The organism is Rhizobium sp. BG4 (genome assembly GCF_016864575.1).
Lineage (GTDB): Bacteria > Pseudomonadota > Alphaproteobacteria > Rhizobiales > Rhizobiaceae > Rhizobium.
In genome coordinates this window covers 1,583,279-1,601,581 of sequence record NZ_CP044125.1, presented here as the reverse complement: position 1 = coordinate 1,601,581, position 18,303 = coordinate 1,583,279, and the positions used below count along the sequence as shown (strand labels likewise).

At 62.1% G+C, this 18,303-nt stretch carries 16 protein-coding genes; 5 read left to right on the top strand and 11 right to left on the bottom strand.

Features of this window, described 5'->3' with window-relative positions:
* The first annotated feature begins 112 nt into the window (after positions 1-112).
* The 3 genes from F2982_RS08355 to F2982_RS08345 all read left to right on the top strand — a co-directional run bounded on the left by F2982_RS08355 (position 113) and on the right by F2982_RS08345 (position 2,842).
* A complete protein-coding gene (locus F2982_RS08355) occupies positions 113-1,501 on the top strand; it encodes a M17 family metallopeptidase (protein WP_203429793.1) in 1,389 nt (462 codons plus the stop codon).
* 114 nt (positions 1,502-1,615) lie between these two features.
* Positions 1,616-1,966 (top strand): MarR family winged helix-turn-helix transcriptional regulator, encoded by a 351-nt coding sequence (locus tag F2982_RS08350; protein WP_112714034.1) that lies wholly within the window; start codon positions 1,616-1,618, stop codon positions 1,964-1,966.
* 21 nt (positions 1,967-1,987) lie between these two features.
* Positions 1,988-2,842 carry an NlpC/P60 family protein gene (locus F2982_RS08345; RefSeq protein WP_203429792.1) on the top strand — a complete coding sequence of 285 codons (855 nt, stop codon included), beginning with the start codon at positions 1,988-1,990 and terminating at the stop codon, positions 2,840-2,842.
* A gap of 3 nt (positions 2,843-2,845) precedes the next feature.
* Here F2982_RS08345 and F2982_RS08340 read toward each other — a convergent pair whose 3' ends face one another.
* From F2982_RS08340 to F2982_RS08295, 10 genes are all read right to left on the bottom strand, one after another.
* Positions 2,846-3,697 carry an ABC transporter permease gene (locus F2982_RS08340; RefSeq protein WP_203430033.1) on the bottom strand — a complete coding sequence of 284 codons (852 nt, stop codon included), beginning with the start codon at positions 3,695-3,697 and terminating at the stop codon, positions 2,846-2,848.
* Entirely contained in the window at positions 3,697-4,647 is a 951-nt protein-coding gene (locus tag F2982_RS08335; protein WP_203429791.1) for an ABC transporter permease, read from the bottom strand. The genes F2982_RS08340 and F2982_RS08335 overlap by 1 nt, the downstream gene beginning before the upstream one ends.
* Positions 4,648-4,915: 268 nt before the next feature.
* On the bottom strand, positions 4,916-6,400 hold the full coding sequence (locus tag F2982_RS08330; RefSeq protein WP_246777547.1) for an ABC transporter substrate-binding protein: 1,485 nt from the start codon (positions 6,398-6,400) through the stop codon (positions 4,916-4,918).
* 132 nt (positions 6,401-6,532) lie between these two features.
* Positions 6,533-7,435, bottom strand: a complete 903-nt coding sequence (locus F2982_RS08325) for a LysR substrate-binding domain-containing protein (RefSeq protein ID WP_203429789.1) — start codon at positions 7,433-7,435, stop codon at positions 6,533-6,535.
* 56 nt (positions 7,436-7,491) lie between these two features.
* A complete protein-coding gene (locus tag F2982_RS08320) occupies positions 7,492-8,460 on the bottom strand; it encodes a P1 family peptidase (RefSeq protein ID WP_203429788.1) in 969 nt (322 codons plus the stop codon).
* A 124-nt stretch (positions 8,461-8,584) separates the two neighbouring features.
* A complete protein-coding gene (locus F2982_RS08315; protein WP_203429787.1) occupies positions 8,585-8,779 on the bottom strand; it encodes a hypothetical protein in 195 nt (64 codons plus the stop codon).
* Between the two features lie 520 nt (positions 8,780-9,299).
* The gene (locus F2982_RS08310; protein WP_203429786.1) at positions 9,300-12,227 is read right to left on the bottom strand and encodes an aminotransferase; all 2,928 of its coding nucleotides are present in this window, start codon (positions 12,225-12,227) and stop codon (positions 9,300-9,302) included.
* A gap of 95 nt (positions 12,228-12,322) precedes the next feature.
* Positions 12,323-13,207 carry a formyltetrahydrofolate deformylase gene (gene purU, locus F2982_RS08305; protein ID WP_130279324.1) on the bottom strand — a complete coding sequence of 295 codons (885 nt, stop codon included), beginning with the start codon at positions 13,205-13,207 and terminating at the stop codon, positions 12,323-12,325.
* A gap of 211 nt (positions 13,208-13,418) precedes the next feature.
* Positions 13,419-14,666, bottom strand: coding sequence for a hypothetical protein (locus tag F2982_RS08300; RefSeq protein ID WP_203429785.1), 1,248 nt, complete (start codon positions 14,664-14,666; stop codon positions 13,419-13,421).
* 5 nt (positions 14,667-14,671) lie between these two features.
* Positions 14,672-15,730, bottom strand: coding sequence for a glycoside hydrolase family 5 protein (locus F2982_RS08295; protein WP_246777528.1), 1,059 nt, complete (start codon positions 15,728-15,730; stop codon positions 14,672-14,674).
* Positions 15,731-15,856: 126 nt separating this feature from the next.
* Here F2982_RS08295 and F2982_RS08290 point away from each other — a divergent pair, with 126 nt between their 5' ends.
* Entirely contained in the window at positions 15,857-17,455 is a 1,599-nt protein-coding gene (locus F2982_RS08290; protein WP_203429783.1) for a GumC family protein, read from the top strand.
* Between the two features lie 65 nt (positions 17,456-17,520).
* Positions 17,521-17,853 (top strand): hypothetical protein, encoded by a 333-nt coding sequence (locus F2982_RS08285; RefSeq protein WP_203429782.1) that lies wholly within the window; start codon positions 17,521-17,523, stop codon positions 17,851-17,853.
* Here F2982_RS08285 and F2982_RS08280 read toward each other — a convergent pair whose 3' ends face one another.
* Positions 17,854-18,270, bottom strand: coding sequence for a DoxX family protein (locus F2982_RS08280; RefSeq protein WP_246777546.1), 417 nt, complete (start codon positions 18,268-18,270; stop codon positions 17,854-17,856).
* Positions 18,271-18,303 lie beyond the last annotated feature (33 nt).

The following is an 18,303-nucleotide window of genomic DNA, read 5'->3' as shown; positions in this document are numbered from 1 at the left end:
GCCTGACCTCTAAGCGGAACAGGGAAAGGTGTGACGCAATCTTCGCTCCAGCAATAGTCTGTTAACCCTAACAGACCGTTAAAAAACGATTCCGATACCGCCGAAGGACATCATGGCCCCCTATCAATTTATTGAGAGACCAACCCCTTTCAACAACAAGGGCGGCTCGACGCTTCCGATTTTCGCCGTCACCCCCGCGCATATCGAGACCGGGACGATCGATCCGATCGCCCTCGACTGGGCAAAGAAGGCCGGCTATCGCGCCGAAAGCGGCTCGCTGCTTTTGATCCCGACCGCGGAAGGCCATCTTGGTGGCGCGCTGTTCGGCCTCGGCACCAATCCTTCGGAACAGCCCTACATCACCGGCAAGCTGGCGCGCTCGCTGCCGGCCGGCGACTGGCATATCGAAACCGCGCCGCTGACGGCAAACCGCCTGTCTCTAGGCTTTGGTCTCGGCAGCTACCGCTTCGATCGCTACCGCTCCGAAAAGCCCGCCGCAGCAACGCTGATGATCCCGCGCGATGCCGATGCTGCCGATATCAAGCGTCAGCTTGCCGGCGTCTTCCTCGCCCGCGATCTGATCAACACCCCGACCAACGATATGGGACCGGAGCAGCTGGAAGCGGCCTTCCGTGGGCTCGCTGAGCACTACAAGGCAGAGATGTCCGTCATCATCGGCGATGACCTGCTCAAGGAGAACTTCCCGCTAGTCCATACCGTCGGCCGCGCCAGCGCCGATGCGCCGCGTCTGCTCGAGCTGCGTTGGGGCAAGAAGGGTCATCGCAAGGTTACGCTTGTCGGCAAGGGCGTCTGCTTCGATACCGGCGGCCTCGACATCAAGCCGGCATCGTCCATGCTGCTGATGAAGAAGGACATGGGTGGGGCGGCCAACGTCATGGGCCTGGCGCTGATGATCATGGATGCCAAGCTGAAGGTCGATCTGCGCGTCATCATCCCCGTTGTCGAGAACTCGATCTCGGCCAATGCCTTCCGTCCGGGCGACATTTACAAGAGCCGCAAGGGCCTGACCGTTCAGATCGACAATACCGATGCCGAAGGCCGTCTCATTCTGGCGGATGCGCTCACCTATGCCGACGAGGAATCCCCGGATCTCCTGATCGACATGGCAACGCTGACCGGTGCCGCCCGCGTTGCGCTGGGTCCTGATCTGCCGCCTTTCTTCACCGATGACGAGGGCCTTGCTCACGATCTGACGGAAGCCAGCCTCGAGACCGACGATCCGCTGTGGCGCCTGCCGCTCTATATGGGCTACGACAAGGACATCCGCGCCAAGATCGCCGATATCACCAATGCACCGGCAGGCGGCATGGCTGGCGCCATCACCGCGGCCCTGTTCCTGAAGCGCTTCGTCAGCAAGGCGAAAAGCTGGGCGCATTTTGACATCTACGGCTGGGCACCCTCCGAGCGTGCGCATTCCCCGGGTGGTGGCGAAGCGCAGGCGATCCGCGCGCTCTATCACCATATCCGCCAAGGCGCCTGAGCCGATCGTTAAAATTTTATTCACCTTGAGAGGCGGCAGTTCATGCCGCCTCTTGCATGAGGGCGGCAGCCTGCGAAAATAGGAACGCTAGCGTAACGATTTTCCGGAGAGGCCGTGCCGATCGAACTGAGTGCATCCCAGGCATTGGGGCTCTGGCATGGCGTGGCGCTCGATCAGGTGCGCCACGACGATCGCGACCTGACACTGCGCCAGATGGCGATTCTCCTGCATATCTATCTCGTCCCGCCGCCGCATACCGTGCGCGGGCTCGCCGCCACCCTCGGCGTCACCAAGCCCGTCATCACCCGCGCGCTCGACACGATGGGTGAAATGGGCCTCGTCGACAGGGTGCGCGACGACGCGGATCGGCGTAATGTGATCATCAAGCGCACCGTCGGCGGCGCGCTCTATCTCGAGAAGCTGGGCGATCTCGTGCGCGAGCAGGGCCGCAAGCTTCCGGTATAAGAGCCAGAGTAAAGGATTGTCATGACCATGTTCGACCTGCGCCTCAACGCCTATAGACCGGATCTCGCCGAGGCCTCCCTCAAGGGCAAGGTCGAGGCCGAGCGCTTCGTTGAGGGTACGTCGGCGCGGATCGCGGTTCCCGTCGCGCCGCTTCGCCCGGTCCCGGATCTGGCACGCGGCATCGATACGGAATTGCTGATGGGCGAGGACGTAACCGTCTTCGACCGTTCGAACGGTTGGTGCTGGGTCAAGGCGGCCTCTGACGGTTATGTCGGCTATCTCCCGGAGGCGATGCTGACAACGGCTGATGCCGAGCCGACGCATGTCGTCAATGTCCAGCGCACCTTCATCTATCCCGAGCCTGAGCTCCGAAAGCCCTACCAGATGATCCTGTCGATGGGCAGCCGTGTCCGCGTCACCGGTCAGGCCGAGGCGCGGGGCAATCACTACCATGTGCTAGCCGATGGAACGGCGATTTTCGAAAAGCACCTGCAGCCGATCGGCGCGGGTGAGGGCGCCGATTATGTCGAGGTCGCGCTGCAGTTCCTGAACACACCCTATCTCTGGGGTGGCCGCTCGGGGCTGGGGATCGATTGCTCCGGCCTCGTTCAGCTCGCGGCCTTGATGACCGGCCGCAGCACGCCGCGCGACACGGATATGCAGGCGGCAGCTCTTGGTGCGCCGATCGACCGCTCGGAGCTTCGACGCGGCGATCTGGTGTTCTGGAAGGGTCATGTGGCGATCATGGAAGACCCGGATACCATCATCCATGCCAACGGCCACACGATGACCGTCGCCCGCGAGAATTTCGAAGAAGCGGTCAAGCGTATCGGCTGGCTCTACGAGATGCCGACCGGCTACCGTCGCCCGTTCTAATCTCTAGCGCTGCCTTGGATCCAGCCAGTCGCGCAGCCCATCGCCCAGCATGTTGAATCCGAGAACAGCAAGCGCGATCGCCAGGCCAGGCAGTATCGCAAGCCACGGCGCGATGCCCATGAAGGTCTGCGAATCGGCCAGCATCTTGCCCCAGGTCGGCGCCGGCGGCGCCATGCCGAGACCGAGAAAGCTCAGGCCCGCCTCGGTCAGGATCGCCAGCCCCAGCTGGATCGTGGCGTGAACGATGATCTGGCTCATGATATTCGGCGCCACATGCCGGATCGAGATCGTCAGCCGGCTGTTGCCGATTGCTTGTGCCGCAAGCACATAGTCGCGGCTCCAAGCCTGTAATGAGGTCGCCAGCGTCACGCGTGCGAAGACCGGGATCATGAAGACGGCAATCGCTGTGATGGCCGTGAACCGGCCGGGGCCGAGAAAGGCACCGAGGATCATCGCCGAGAGGATCGGCGGCAGCGCGAATATCACGTCGCAGACGCGCATCAGCACCGCTTCGAACGGTCCGCGGATCGCTGCAGCCGAAATGCCGACGATCGAGCCGATCGTTCCGCCGATGGCAACTGCGGTGACCGCTATAGATAGCGAATTCCAGCACCCTGCCATCAGCATCGATAGGACGTCTCGGCCGAATTGATCGGTGCCGAGCAGTCCGTAGCCAAGCGGCGGCTGCAGCTTGTGAATGATCTGCATCTTCGCCGGCGGCAATGGCGTCCAGAACAGCGAGAGCACGGCAATAGCTGCTAGGATGCCGACGATCACGACTCCTGCGATCAGACTAATTCGCCGGCTAATTCTGTTGACTCCGAGCTGCGCTCCCGTCGCGACAAAGAATGCCATCATGCCCCCTCTCGCCGCAGCCGCGGATCTATGGCGAGATAGGACATGTCGACGATGAAATTCATGATGATGACCAGCGCTGCGAAGAACAGCACGACGTCCTGCATGACGATGATATCCCGCTGCGCAAGCGCCTGCAGCGCAAGCCGCCCCAGCCCCGGGAGGTTGAAGACGTTCTCGACCAGCACAGCACCGGCGACGAGAAAGGTGAACTGCAGGCCAAGCACCGTCAGGATCGGCACCAGCGCATTCGGCACGGCATGGCGCCAGAGTACGGCCTTATCGGAAAGGCCCTTGGCCCGCGCGGTCCGCGTAAAATCCTCGTGCAGCACGTCGAGCACCGCCGAGCGCGTCACCCGCGTCAGCACCGCTGCCTGCGGCAGGGCGAGCGCGAAGGCGGGCATGACGAGCGCCTGCAGGGCGGCGGCGATGCCATTTTCCCAACCGGGAAAGCCGCCGGCCGGCATCAGCCCGAGCGTCGTTGAAAACAGGATGATCATCAGCAGCGCCACCCAGAACGCCGGAACCGCAATGCCCATCTGCGAGAACAGGGTGGCGGCTATATCGGCGATGCCACCGCGGCGGGCGGCGGCGAAAGTGCCGAGCGGCAGGGCAATGGCAATCGAGATCAGGATGGCGAAGATGGCAAGCGGCAGGGTGACGGCAAGCCGCTCGGCAATCAGCCCGGCGACCGGCACGCTGTAGGTATAGGACTGGCCGAGGTCACCACGGAGAACGCCGGCGACCCAATGGCCGTAGCGGACGATCAGCGGCTGATCGAGACCCAGATCATGGCGCAGTGCCGCAAGCGTATCGGGCGCCGCCGAGGTGCCGAGCATGATCGACGCGGGATCGCCGGGCAGCAGGCCCATGACTGCAAAGATCAGGAAGGAGACGATGAGGAGGGTGACGACCAGACCGGCAATACGGCGGGAAAGCAGGGCGATCATGTAGCTCGCGCCTTGTGCGATACCGCTCGAGTTCGCGCGCGGCGGCCCGGCGTTTTTCCCTCATCCCTGTGCTCTTCACAGGAATCCAGCCACCGCGCGTCTGCGCGGTGAATGAATCGAAATCGGGGAGAGGAGTCTTCAGCGCTCCAGGACTGGGGCGCGCTGGATTCCTGTGACAAGCACAGGAATGAGGGAGGGTGAAGGGCGTGCGCAGACACTACGCTATGGCAATCCCGGTTGATGACCCTACCTCCAGCCGAGCATCCGATCATTCCTCCCACGAAACATTCGTCAAAACGTTCGAAGGAATAGGCTCGTTCTTCCATAGCCCCTTCAGCTTCTTGTCCCAGACGCCGAGCTTGGGCATGACGAAGAGATAGAGGGCGGGTACGTCTTCCGCCAGGATTTTCTGAGCCTCGCCATAGAGCTTGTTCTGCTCGGCCGGATTGGCCGTCAGCTGCACCTTCTTCAGCAGCGCGTTGAAGTCGGGATTGTTGTAGTTGAAGTAATAGGGATCGCGCGAATAGATATCGATGTCCATCGGCTCGGCATGGGCGACGATCGTCATCTCGTAGGCGCGGTCCTTCATCACATCCTGCACCCATTTCGCCGGAAACTCGGTTGGCTCGATATTCATCGTCACGCCAATCTCGGCAAACATCGCCTGCATCACCTGAGCGCTGCGCGGTGCATAGGCCATCTGCGGCACTTTGATGGTGAACGAGAAGCCATTCGGATAGCCGGCTTCGGCAAGCAGCGCCTTGGCCTTTTCAGGACTGTAGGCGAGCACGCCGGTCATATCCTGATAGCCGGGATCGTTCGGGGTGTAATGGCTGCCGATCGCCGTCCCGAGGCCGGACCATGCGCCTTCGATCACCGTCGGCCGGTCGATCGCCATCATCAGCGCCTGACGCACCCGCTTGTCGTCGAACGGCTTCCTGGCATTGTTCATCCCGGCAACCACCTTGAGCTCGGTATTGCCGATCTCCGTCGTCAAACGGGTATCGCCGTCGAAGGAGCTCATCAATTCAGGAGCGCCGAATTCCGGAATGGCGTCGATATCGCCTGATTTCAGCGCTGCCGCCTGGGCCTGCGGGTCGGCGATGAAGCGGAAGGTTACCTTGTCGAGCTGCACCGAAACCTGCTTGTTCCAGTAGGCATCGTTTTTCGCCAACTCGACCTTGTCGCCCTTCGCCCAGTTGACGAATTTGAACGGTCCGGTGCCGACGGGTACGGTCTTGTCGTTACCGGCGGATTTCGGGCCGACCATGACCGAAGCGGGCCAGCCGAGCCAGTAGAGCAGACTGCCGGTCGGCTCCGAGAGATGCAGCACGAGCGTGCCGGCATCCGGCGTATCGATCGAGGCGATCGACGCGAAGAAGCGCTTTTGCGGATTGACCGAGTCCTTGCCGCGCGCCCGGTCCAGCGAGAATTTCGCCGCTGCCGCATCGAAGGTCTCGCCGTCGTGGAAGGTCACGCCATCCTGCAGTTTGAACGTATAGGTCAGCCCGTCAGCAGAGACCTCCCAGCTCTTTGCCAGCTGCGGCTGCACCTTGCCGTCCTCGCCGATCGACACCAGACCCTCGAAAACATTCTGCCAGGTCACCTGGCCGATCGCGACAGGCGCGGCGATCGTCGGGTCGAGACCGGTGGGTTCGACCGCCATGCCGAGATTGAGCGTGGTCTTGGGAGCGGCATGGGCGGGAAGAGCGATTGCGGCTGCGATGGCGCAGGACGCAGCAAAGGCCTGCATGCGGCGGGCGGAACGGATGAGGCGGAGCATGTATATCCCGTCTTTTATGGTGAACACGTTTTGTGTCCTCTGTGTATTGAAAATCGATACACACCAAAAATGCTGGAAACGCAAGGTCTCGGGGACGGAACGCTAGCGGCTGGCGTTCGAGCGCATGAACTCTTCGATGAAGCCGCTGAGCTTGGCGGCAGCGAAGGACAATTGCCGGTCGGGCGCGATCGACAGCTCCGCATGCGTGCGGATTGTGCTTTCGCTGGCAAGCGGAATGGCGGTCAGTGTACCAGCCTCGAGCTCGCGGCGCACCGAAAGCCGCGGCAGAAGCGTTGCGGCCATGTCGCTGAGAACGAGCTCCTTCAGCATCTCCAGCGCGCTGACGGTAAAGGCCGGTTCGAAGGTCAGGCCCTGGCGCTCCGCTGCGGTGTCAAAGGCCTGGCGAAAGCCGAATGATGTTTCCGGCAGCGCCAGCGCGTGCCGCGCCAATTCGCGAAGCGTCACTTCCTTGCGTCCGGCGAGCGCGTGGCGGCTGGAGGCGATCACCTCATAGGTGATCTCTGAGCGGGCGATCACCTTGGCCTCGGTCATCTGCGGCGCGAACAGGGTCAGCGCCATATCGGCGCGCGCCGAATTGACGGCTTCCACCGCCTGCCGCGCGCTGGTGATCATCACCTCGAAGCGGATGCTGGGATAGGTCTTGCTGAACTCGGCAAGCGCCGGGGTGAGCAGGCTGGCAACGATCGCGCCATTGGCAAAGATCGTCACCCGACCGCGCTCCAGCCCCTTCAGATCCTCGATCAGCTGCTGCACATGTTCGAGCTCGCGCAGCGTCCGGCCGGCGCGCGCCGCAAGCAGCTCTCCGGCAGCCGTCAGCGTGACACCGCGGGCGCTGCGCTCGACGAGCGGCGTGCCGAAATAGTCTTCGAGATTTTCGATCTGGCGGCTGACCGCAGTCGGAGCGACATTGAGGTTCTCGGCCGCCTGCCGCATCGAATTGGTTCTCACCAGCTCGTCGAAATACATCAGCGCCCGGATCTGCATGCGGTTCTCCTGCCTCTCATCTGCCGCTTCTCTTTAGGCAATCGCAGAAGGTCCCGCTAGCCGTCCCGCCATGCGCGCTGCGCGCCTTCATGCGGCAGGGCGCTTGCCTCGTAGACGCCGCGCGCGATCGCCCGGGCCATGACGATACCTGCGAGATGGCAGAGCTCCATGAAGCCGGGCGCCTCGATCGGCTTTGCGCCGGTTGCGGCTGAGAGAACGGTATCACCGTCGAGCGGCAGATGCGCCGGGAGCAGCGCGCGTGCCAGGCCATCATGGGCAGCAATCGAAAGCCGGTGGGCCTGCGCCTTGGTCAGTATCGCGTCGGTCACCACAGCGCCGATCGTCGTCGCCGGGGCACTCATGCCCTTCAGGCGCATGCGATGATCGATCGTTGCGGGCATACCGAGTCCGCCGAATTCGCTATCCTGCTCGAAGGGTGCCGCCCAGAAATGCCGGCCGGCGCCGATTGTCGCCGAACCCAGCGCGTTGACCGCGACGATTGCCCCGATCCTGTGCCCGCCGCTGCCGACTGTGCTCGCCGAGCCGAGGCCACCCTTGAAGGTCGCTGTCGTCGCACCGGTGCCGGCGCCGACCGTTCCCAGCTCAAAGCGTCCAGTCGAAGCATCAGCGCAGGCGGCATAGCCCATATCGCGATAGGGCGCATGCAGCCCCCAGTCCTTGTCGCCGCCATTCAGGAGGTCGAAGAGGATCGCCTGCGGCACGATCGGGACGCGCACATCGCCGACCGCAAAGCCACGTCCGGCTTCGCGCAGGCAGGACTGGACGCCGCCTGCGGCATCGAGACCGAAAGCCGAACCGCCGGAGAGAACGAAGGCATCGACCTTTTCGACCGTCATCGACGGGTCGAGCAAGGCGGTATCGCGCCCGCCCGGTGCACCGCCGAGAACGGTGCCCGAGGCAATCGCCGGCTGGTCGAAAATGATGGCGGTAACGCCCGATCCGAGCGTCAGGTCGGTGGCGTGGCCAACGGAGAGGCCTTCGATATCGGTGATGAGATTGAGCAAGTCGGTCCCCTTTGGCGGCGATTAGGAGCGCAACGACAGGCAAAAAACAAGACCGGCCCCGATGATGATGGGGGCCGGTCAGAAAACTTCGGTTGGAATGAAGCGGGAAAGCCTGTGCCTGCAATCAGGCATGAAGCGGCTTCGGATGGCGGCGGGTCATCAGGTTGTGGATAGCGACCCTCACCTCGTCGGGAGAGCGGAAGCGCTGCTCATCGAGGTCGTGAACGTGAAACTTCACGGCGATGAACTTCAGCCGGTCTTCATCCGGAATGACGATCCCGACGGGAACGCCTGCATATTCGATAACTTGCTTTTTCATGCGTAGAACTCCTGCCGCGCGGACTGCGCGAGCGATGGCGAATTGACTTGTCTTGTACCGTTGAGAGGGGGACGAACGTCACATTCGACAGTTCGGGCGGGAGAGGGCGCCCGGACGGTCATTGCCGAGCACAGAGCGCCCAAGGAGATAGGCGAGAATATCGATTTCAATCATGTCTCGTTCCTTGCGTTGGCGTTGCACTCGTGGTGGTCCCGTAGAGCCGGGACCGGCGATAACTATCTCTATTAATCTACTAATGTAGTAGAGAATAGGCGATAATCAGTCAGAAACATATTCCGAAACGTGTCAAAATATCGGCGATCGGAAAAATTTCATTCCATCTTACCCAAACTTGCAGAAAGAACATATCAAGACTTTGTGCAATTCGCGTGACGGTCGAGAACTCGTTTCGATCACCGCAGCAGACATAGGAAGCGTGCCTGATTCCGGCAATGGGGCAATTCATTAAAAAGCGGTAGGCCGCGAAATCACCTAATTCGTTAATGGCGCGAGTGATGCCTCACCAGCCCTCGGAAAGCACCTTTTCCAGCATGTCTGCGAAGAAGTCGGCACTCTCGATCGTCAGGCAGAGCGGCGGTTTGATCTTCAACACGTTGAGGTGATCGCCTGTCGGCTGCATGAGCACACCGAGATCGAGCAGCCGCTCGCAGATCGCCGCCGTCTCGCCGGTGGCCGGCTCCAGCGTCGTTCTGTCGCGCACGAATTCGAGGCCGAGATAGAGGCCCATGCCGTGGACCGCCCCGGCAATCGGGAATTTTTCGATCAGCGCTGCCAGCCGTCCCTTCAGGTGGTCGCCGACCTGGCGGGCATTCTCCTGCAGGTTTTCCTCCCGCAGGATGTCGAGCACCGTCATGCCGGCAACGCAACTGACCGGGCTGCCGCCGGATGACGAGAAGAAATAGCCCTCGCGTTCCAGCGAATCGGCAATCGCCTGGCTGGTGATGACGGCACCCAGCGGGTGGCCGTTGCCCATGCTCTTGGCGATGGTGATAATATCCGGCACGACGCCCTGCTGCTCGAAGCCCCAGAAATGATGGCCGAGCCGGCCATATCCGACCTGCACTTCGTCGGCGATGCAGACGCCGCCGCGGGCGCGCACTTCGGCATAGAGACCGGCAAGATAGCCGTCCGGCAGCGGAATGCCGCCGGCATTGCCATAGACCGGCTCGGCGATCACGCCGGCCAGTCCCTGGCCGCTATTGTCGATCGCCTGCAGTACCGGAATGGCACCGGCAAGATAGTCGCTGGCGCTTTCGGAGCCGCGGAATTCGCCGCGATAGGTGTTCGGCGCCGAGAGAGGGTGCACCCAGGCCGGGCGCGTCGAGAGCGCCTGCGGGTTGTCGGCGATCGAGGTGGAGACAGCGTCGCTTGCCACCGACCAGCCGTGATAACCTTCGAGCAGGCAAAGCATGTTGTGCGCGCCGCTATGCGCCCAGGCCAGCCGCAGTGCGAGGTCATTGGCCTCGGAACCGCTATTGACCAGAAACACCCGGTCGAGGCCCTCAGGGGCGAGTGCCGCCAGCCGTTCGGAAAACTCGGCCAGCGCCTCATAGTGGAAGCGCGAATTGGTGTTGAGCTTCAGCCACTGGTCGGCGATCGCATCGGCAAGCTGGGTATGGCCGTGGCCGAGGATGCTGACATTGTTGACCATGTCGAGATAGGCGCGGCCCTCGACATCGTACATATGCTCCTTCCAGCCGCGTTCCATCTGCGGCGGAGCGTCATAGTAGTTCTTCTGCGGCTTGGCGAAATGTGCCTTGCGCCGCGTCAGCAGCGCCGCCGTATCGGGCCTTGGGGCATTGCAGTTGTCGCCAAACAGGAGCGAGGGGGAAGGGCAGATTGCCGACCATGCGTCGGCATCGTGTGCCGTCGCAAAGAGCGGCGGTTCCAGGCCGTTGATAGTGCAAAGCTGGATACGCAGCCCGCCGAGCGAATTGCTGTCGCCGGAAACCGTGCCGATCGTCTGGCCCGCCTCGACCTCAGTGCCATCCTCGACCGATGGTTCTATACCGTCGAGATGCAGGCTGATGCCGTCGCCGATCAGCACCAGATGATGGTTCCTGAAATCGATCCGGCCGGCAAAAGGCGCGGCGACTGGATTGCCGCCGGAAAGGCAGATGTCGCTATGCAGAGCGAAGGTCGAATGCGGCTTGGCGCTCAGCGTGCTGGCGCGCGACAACCGGTATTCGCCGTAGCGCGTCGCGGCAACGCCGCTGTCATTGGCGACGCGGGCAAGCAGGCGCCAGTCCATCTCGGAATTCAGCCAGTTGCCGCCGGCGAAATGGCGGCTCTGAACGCCGAGATCGAGATAGGCGATGTCGGCTGTATTGATCTCGGGCAATAGCGCCTGCCAGCCCGAATTCTGCGGTAGCGATTGCTCGATGCCGCCGATCTTCTGGATCGCCGCTTCCATGAGCTCGAAGGGCACGGACATCGCGGTGTCGAAGATGATGCGCTCATGCTCCAGATTGTTGCGCGCGTAATCGTTCTCAGGATCGATCGAGATCTGCTGCTCGCCGCTAGCAACCAGGATCACGGCGCGGGCGACGATCAGCGGCCACAGCGCCTTCAGCTCCTCCGGTGTCAGCGGATAGGTCTCGTGATAGGCCTTGATCGCCGGCAGGATATAGAGCGGATCGCCATCGGCATGATGCAGCAGCGAGGCGCAGGTGACCGCGAGGTCGCCGACCAGCCAGCCGCGGATGATGTCGCCGAAATCGATGACGCCATCGGGGATCAGCCGCCCATGTGCGTCGGGCAGGCTGACGACATTGTCGTCGGTGACGTCGTGATGCACGGCCTGAACGCGAAGCGACGAGGCAAGTGGCTGGATGCGGCGCACGGCCAGCACCATCGTCTTGGCGATGCGGTCGCGGGCGGCACTATCGGTAATCGCCGACAGCAGTTGGACGGCGACGGGGCCGGCGCGACGCAGGTCCCATTGCAGGCTGCGCTCCAGGCCCGGATGCTCGAAATCGGCAAGCGCCTTTGCCAGCCGGGCGCAGAGTGCGCCAAGTGCTGCCACCGTGCTTTTCGGCAAATGCTTGCGATGCGTCAGGCTTTCGCCTTCGAGATATTCGAGAACGCGCACCTGATAGGTCTGGTCGCGTACGGTCACCGCGACGATCGCCTGCCCATCGGTCGACGTCAGCAGATGCGGAACGCGCGGCGCGCCTTCGATCGTATTGAGATGGTGGATCGCCGCGTTCTGCGCCTCGAGCTCAAGCGTCTCGTAGGCCATGTGGCAGATCTTCAGGACGAAGCGGCCGTTGCCGGTATCGAGCCGGTAATTGCGATCCTGCTGACTGCCGAGCTCGCTGATCGTGCCCGACAAGCCATAGTGGGTTTCGAGGATGCTTAAGGCTTCTTCCGGTGTCACGTCCGGTCGCGGCAGTTCCATACGATCGGTGAGCGCTTCATCGGTCATCGCATCCCCCAGGGCATGATTCGATTATTCACACTAAGCAGATAATCGAATGCATGCTATGGGCAAGCGTATGGCAACACGCCTTTCGGGCGCAATCAGCCCATACGTTCGGATGCATAGGAGCCCGGGCTCGCCGGGAACACCACCGTACGGTTGCCGTTCAGGAAGACGCGGTGGTGAATATGGGCGTGGATCGCCCGTGCCAGAACCTGGCTTTCGACATCGCGGCCGATCGAGACATAGTCGTCTGCCGACTGTGCGTGGGTGATACGGGCGGTGTCCTGCTCGATGATCGGGCCTTCGTCGAGATCGGCAGTGACGTAATGCGCCGTCGCGCCGATCAGCTTCACGCCGCGCTCGTAGGCCTGCTTGTAGGGGTTGGCGCCCTTGAAGCTCGGCAGGAACGAGTGGTGAATGTTGATGATCTTGCCAGACATCTTCCGGCACATCGCATCCGAGAGAACCTGCATGTAGCGGGCGAGCACGATGAGCTCGGTGCCGGTCTGCTCGACGAGATCGAGAAGCTGGCCTTCCGCCTGCGGCTTGTTTTCCTTCGTCACCTTGATGTGGTGGAAGGGGATGTCGTGGTTCACGACGACCTTCTGGTATTCGAAATGGTTGGAGACGACGCCAACGATGTCGATCGGCAGCGCGCCGATCTTCCAGCGGTAGAGCAGGTCGTTCAGACAATGGCCGAAGCGCGACACCATCAGCAGCACCTTCATGCGGCTCTGGCCATCATGGATCTCGGCGTCCATCTCGAATTTCTCGGCGATCGGCTTGAAGCCTTCGACGAGTGCCGGCAGCTTCACGCCCTCCTCGGAGATGAAGCTGACGCGGGTGAAGAATTTGCCCGTGTCGAGGTCGTCGAACTGGCTGGAGTCGACGATGTTGCAGCCCTGCTCGGCAAGATAATTGGAAATTGCCGCCACGATCCCGCGCGTCGATTTGCACGTCACCGTCAAAACATAGTTGGTCATGTCCGTCTTCCCTCTCACGGCTTCGCCGGCAGGCTGCTTAGATCAAACGCCGCCCGCCGAACAGGCCGCGGCTCTTTCATTCATGCAACATTTTGCAAGGGAAGCCATCAAGCGCTTGCAAGGCCCCGCATCCTGTCGATGCTCATATAAATGACGCTAGCCTTAGGGAAAGTCCGTTCCGCCTGCGCCGTCGCATATCCCCGCCGCGCAGCTACCGGGCTGCGGCAGCCACCGGAACGGAAATAGGAGATGCAGCGCGCTGCTTTCCCTCATTGACCTTCAGGAAGCCGACGAGCAGCCAGGCAAGCCCGGCCGTCTTCATCGAGAAGATCGCGGTCGAGCCGATCATCAGGTTCAAGAACATGAAGAGTGACAGCGAGTGGCAGAGCCGCTTCTGGTTCGGTGTCTGCCCGGCCGGGAAGAAGGAGACGAAGAGCCAGAACAGGATCAGTCCGAAGATCGTTGCGCTGTATGTGATGAAGACATAGCCACTATCGACGTAGCCCAGCCCCTTTTCGAGCTCGAGACCGAGCGTCGCCGGGATGTCCATCGCGTTGATACTGCGGATCGTGCCACTGATGCGGCCGACGAAATCGTCGTCGTGGGCATTCGGCTTGAAGGCGTGGATGATGAAGCCGATGGCGATGATCCCCGGCATCATCAGGAAATCGAGGATCTTCGGCAGCCAGGGATAGATGACATAGCCGCCGAGGCAGACGATGCTGAAGATCAGCATCGTGCGCGTGTCGTTGGTGAGCAGGATCAGCACAACCGTCGCGATGAAGATCAACCGGTCGCCAAGCCTCAAGCGGTTGGAGAAACTGACGAGATAGATCACCATCACGCCGCAGAAATTCGCCAGCGACACCTGTTCGAGGAAGATCGAGGAGGAACGGTGGTCGATGATCCCGAAGGAGAAGCGGTCAGGAAAGCCGAGCGCGCCGCGGAACAGGCCTAGGTCGCTATAGGTCGCCCGCGGCACGCCGCGCGTATTCTCGAAATATTCGGCCGGATGGAACAGGGCCACATAGGCGGTGACCGAAACGATCTCGCAGATCAGCACCGAAAGCACGGCGATGCAGCAGATCTTGAACACGAGCTTCAAGGTCCGTTCGTTCGTCCAGCGCCCCATGACGACGAAGGCGAAGACGATCAGGATGTTGCGCAGATGATCGATATAGCCGGACCGGTTGATCACCATGACGTAGACCGTCAGCAGGATCGTCGCCAGCAGATAGCCGAGCGGCGCGAGGTCCTCTTCGAATATGCCTTTGCGCAGGATGAAGGCGAAGCTGTAGGCGAGGATCAGCATTTCGCTCATCACCACATAGGCGGGCGAAAGCGGCATGATGTTGTGATTGATGAAGGCGAGAATGGCATTGTAGGTCACCGCAAGCACGCCAGCGGCAAGAATGCCCCACTGGATCGGCTCCTTCGGTGCAATGCCAGTCTCAGTCATAGCGGTCACTCCGCCATCAGCCGGCAGGCAGCCTTGTCGGGCGCCGGTGCCTTGGCGGCGGCCTGTAGCGCGGCCAGCTGCTTGCGGTCCTTGCCGTCATGCGGCTGGACGTTCAGTGGCTCGGTCTCCGGCCACCAGTCTCCGGCAACCCAATAGGTCCAGCCCAGCCAGACGTCGCCATTGTCCTGCATCGCGCCGAGCACGTCTTTCAAGCCCGCGACGCATTCGGGTGCTTGCGACACGCCGAATTCGCCGAGCAGCAGCTTGGTATCGTTCTTCCGCGCCCAGTCCGACATATCGAGGATTGCCTGCTTGGCTTTGTCGTTGCCGGAGCATTCGTCCTTGGTGCCGGAGGAGTCGCTGTCGAAATATTGATGAACCTCGTAGCCGAAATTCTTGCGGGCATCCTTGATGTCGAGCATGACGGTGCCGTTGGCGTCGTCATCGCCGCTCTGCCAGGAATGCGCGCCGGTCCAGCGCGTGCCGGGTACGAGGATATAATTGTTGGCGCCGACGGCACGGATGCCGCGGATCGCGGTATTGGCCGCCTCCAGCCATTTCTTGGCGGAGATATCGTGCGGTTCGTTCATCAGGCCAAAGACGACATCCGGCTGGTCCGAGAACTCGGCCGCAAGCCGCGTCCAGAAATCCGCAAAGGCAAGCGTCGTCACCGGCGCCGTACCGATCTGCACCTTCTTGTAATAGGCGTAGTTATGCGGATCGAGGATGATCGTCATCTTGTGCTTGCGCAGCAGCGCGACCGTATCCTTCAGCCGCTGCAACTCGTCCTCGTTCAGCGATTGCCCGAGCTCCGGCTGCAGCCGCTCCCATTGGAAGGGCAGGCGAACGGTGTTCATGCCCTTCTTCTGGAAATAGGCGATCGTCTCCTCCGAAGGATAGGCATAGTCCTTGAAGACGGTGCCGCCCGGCTCGCCGAATTCGGCGCCGGAAAGGTTGATGCCGCGAAGGCAAGGCCCCGCAGCGCCGGCCGCATGCGCCTGCAAGGGCAGCAGTGTCGCGGCGATCGTCAGCAGGCGGCGCCATTTGGAGGATGAGGCTCTCAATTGCTTTCCCGTGGTTTCAGCAGCGGCGGCTAATATCGGTGCCTCCATCTTAACGGTCCGTTAGCTAAGGATTTCTAAAATTCGCCTACCCTCGCTGCACTCTGCCGGCGGGTGACGAGAGCGCTGATGAGCCAATTCGACAGGAACAGGGTAAGCCGCTTGCCGGGCTGGCGAAGCTACGAGCCTGCGCAGACCGCGCCTGAGGCAGCGCGCCCGCGTTCCCCTGTCCTGCGCCCGTCCGACTTTGCCAAGGCACCACCACCCGCTCCCGAACCGCAGATCCGCCACGAAGAGCCCGCTGCCCCACCGCCGCTGCCGCCCGTGACCGAGCCTGTTGCCGCAGCCCCTCGCGTCGAAGCCGCACCGGTTGCTATCATCACAGCCGAAGAGCCGCTGCTTGACGTGCGCTCGGCGATCTTCGCGATCTGGAACCGCAAGCTGATGATTGCCGGTCTGGCCGTCCTCGGCGCGGTTGCCGGTGCGGCGGTCCTGCCGATGCTGCCGCAGAAATTCACGGCGACGACGAGCCTCTATTTCGATCCGCGGCAGATCGGCTTGGCTGATCCGGCTGCCCAGCAATCGACGATCTCGCCGGAGATGATCTCCTCGATGATCGACAGCCAGGTGCAGATCCTGACCTCCGGCAACGTCCTGAAGCGCGTCGCCGATACGCTGAAGCTCAATCAGGACCCGGATTTCAACGGCGGCCGCACCGATGACGCGGCCGTCATCACCGCGCTGCAGAAGTCGCTGACCATCGCCCGCCAGACCGGCACCTATGTCGTGTCGCTGACAGCCGTGACCCATGACCCCGAAAAGTCCGCCAGACTGGCCAACCAAGTCGTCGCCTCCTTCATGCAGGAGGAAAGCAGCGCCTCGACCGGCCTCTACGAGAACACCACCGCAACGCTCGACACCCGCCTGACCGACCTGCGCAAGCAAGTGCAGGATGCCGAACAGGCGGTCGAGACCTTCCGCGCCGACAACGACATGTCGGAGACCGACGGCAAGCTGATCTCCGACCAGCGCCTCGCCTCTCTCAATACGCTGCTCGTGACGGCACAGGACAAGACGATCCAGGCGAAGGCCCGCGCCGATGCCGCCCAGAACATGAGCTTCGAAGCGATCGTCGCCAGCGGTCCGAACGACAGCGGCGCTTCCTCCGTCAATTCGGCTCTCGCCAGCCTGCGCCAGCAATATGCGACGCAGGCGGCCATCGTCGGCAGCCTCGAAAGCCAGATGGGTGCGCGTCATCCGCGCCTCCAGGCCGCTCGCTCCTCGCTGCAGAGCATCCAGGACGAGATCAAGGGCGAACTGCAGCGCATGGTGACCTCGGCCAAGACTGAGTACGACCAGGCGAAGAAGGCGGAAGACGCCGTTTCCAAGGAACTGAATATCCAGAAGGCGCTGCAGGCGACAGCTTCCGACAAGCAGGTCGAGCTCAACGAGTTGCAGCGCAAGGCGACCGCCGTCCGCAACATTTACGAGACGTTGCTGAAGCGCTCCAGCCAGACGGCCGAAGAGCAGAACCTGCCGCAGAGTAATATTCGCGTGATCTCGCAGGCAGAGCCGCCGGTAAAGCCGGATGGTCCCGGCAAGAAGACGCTGATGATCGCAGGCCTGATCGGCGGGCTTTTCGGCGGTTTCGCGCTGGGTGCAGCGCTTGCCATTCTGGCCGCGCTGTTCGCTCACCCTGTCATCCGCGGCTATTTCCGCCGCGCTTGATGCGGCCCTGTCTTCATCCTACATCAGATGTCAGGTTCCGTGGCTCAATGCCGGGAGAAATGAACATGCGCATGCTGTCATCGATCGTGATTGCCGCCTTCGCCTTTGCGGCCATTGTGCCGCTGCAGGCCTCGGCGACCGATTGGGCGCGCGCGGGCAAGGCCGATGTTCAGCCGCTCTATCCTTATACCGATCTTCCCGGCGTCAAGGCTCAGCCTGACAAGAAGGATGAAGAGCAATATGCCTGCCACACCGAGACCGGCCATGTCCGCCGCGACGGTGACTGGATCTTCCGTTCCGGCGGCACGCCGACGATCGTCTACGTTTGCGATCGCGATGGCCAGATCAGCCAGGGCACGCAGGTTCCCCTGCGTGGCCATTATCAGCCGGTGCGCTGATCAGGCGCTGCGTGCAAAATAGCGCGCAATCAGATGATCGAGTGAAAGCCGCCCCGGCCCGCCGGCGATGATTACCAGAAAGCAGACAGCCCATGTGCCATGGGTGGGCCATGCATCCGGATAGACGAAGATCTCGATCACCAGCGTCATGCCGAGCAGCGCCAGCGCAGAAAGCCGACTGGCGAGACCGATGACCAGCAAGAGCGGAAAAAAGTGCTCGGCAAAGGCCGCCAGATGCGCCGCCAGCCACGGATCGACGAAGGGCAGCTTGTACTCGGTCTGGAACAGATAGACGGCATTGTCGGTGACGTACCAGCCATCCACCTTCGTCTGCCCCGACTGCCAGAACACTGCGGCAATCGAAAGCCGGGCGACCGTCGCGATCAGATCGTGCGGGATCATCCCGAAAGCCGTCATCAGGCTGTGGACCCGATAGGCAAGGCCGCTGCC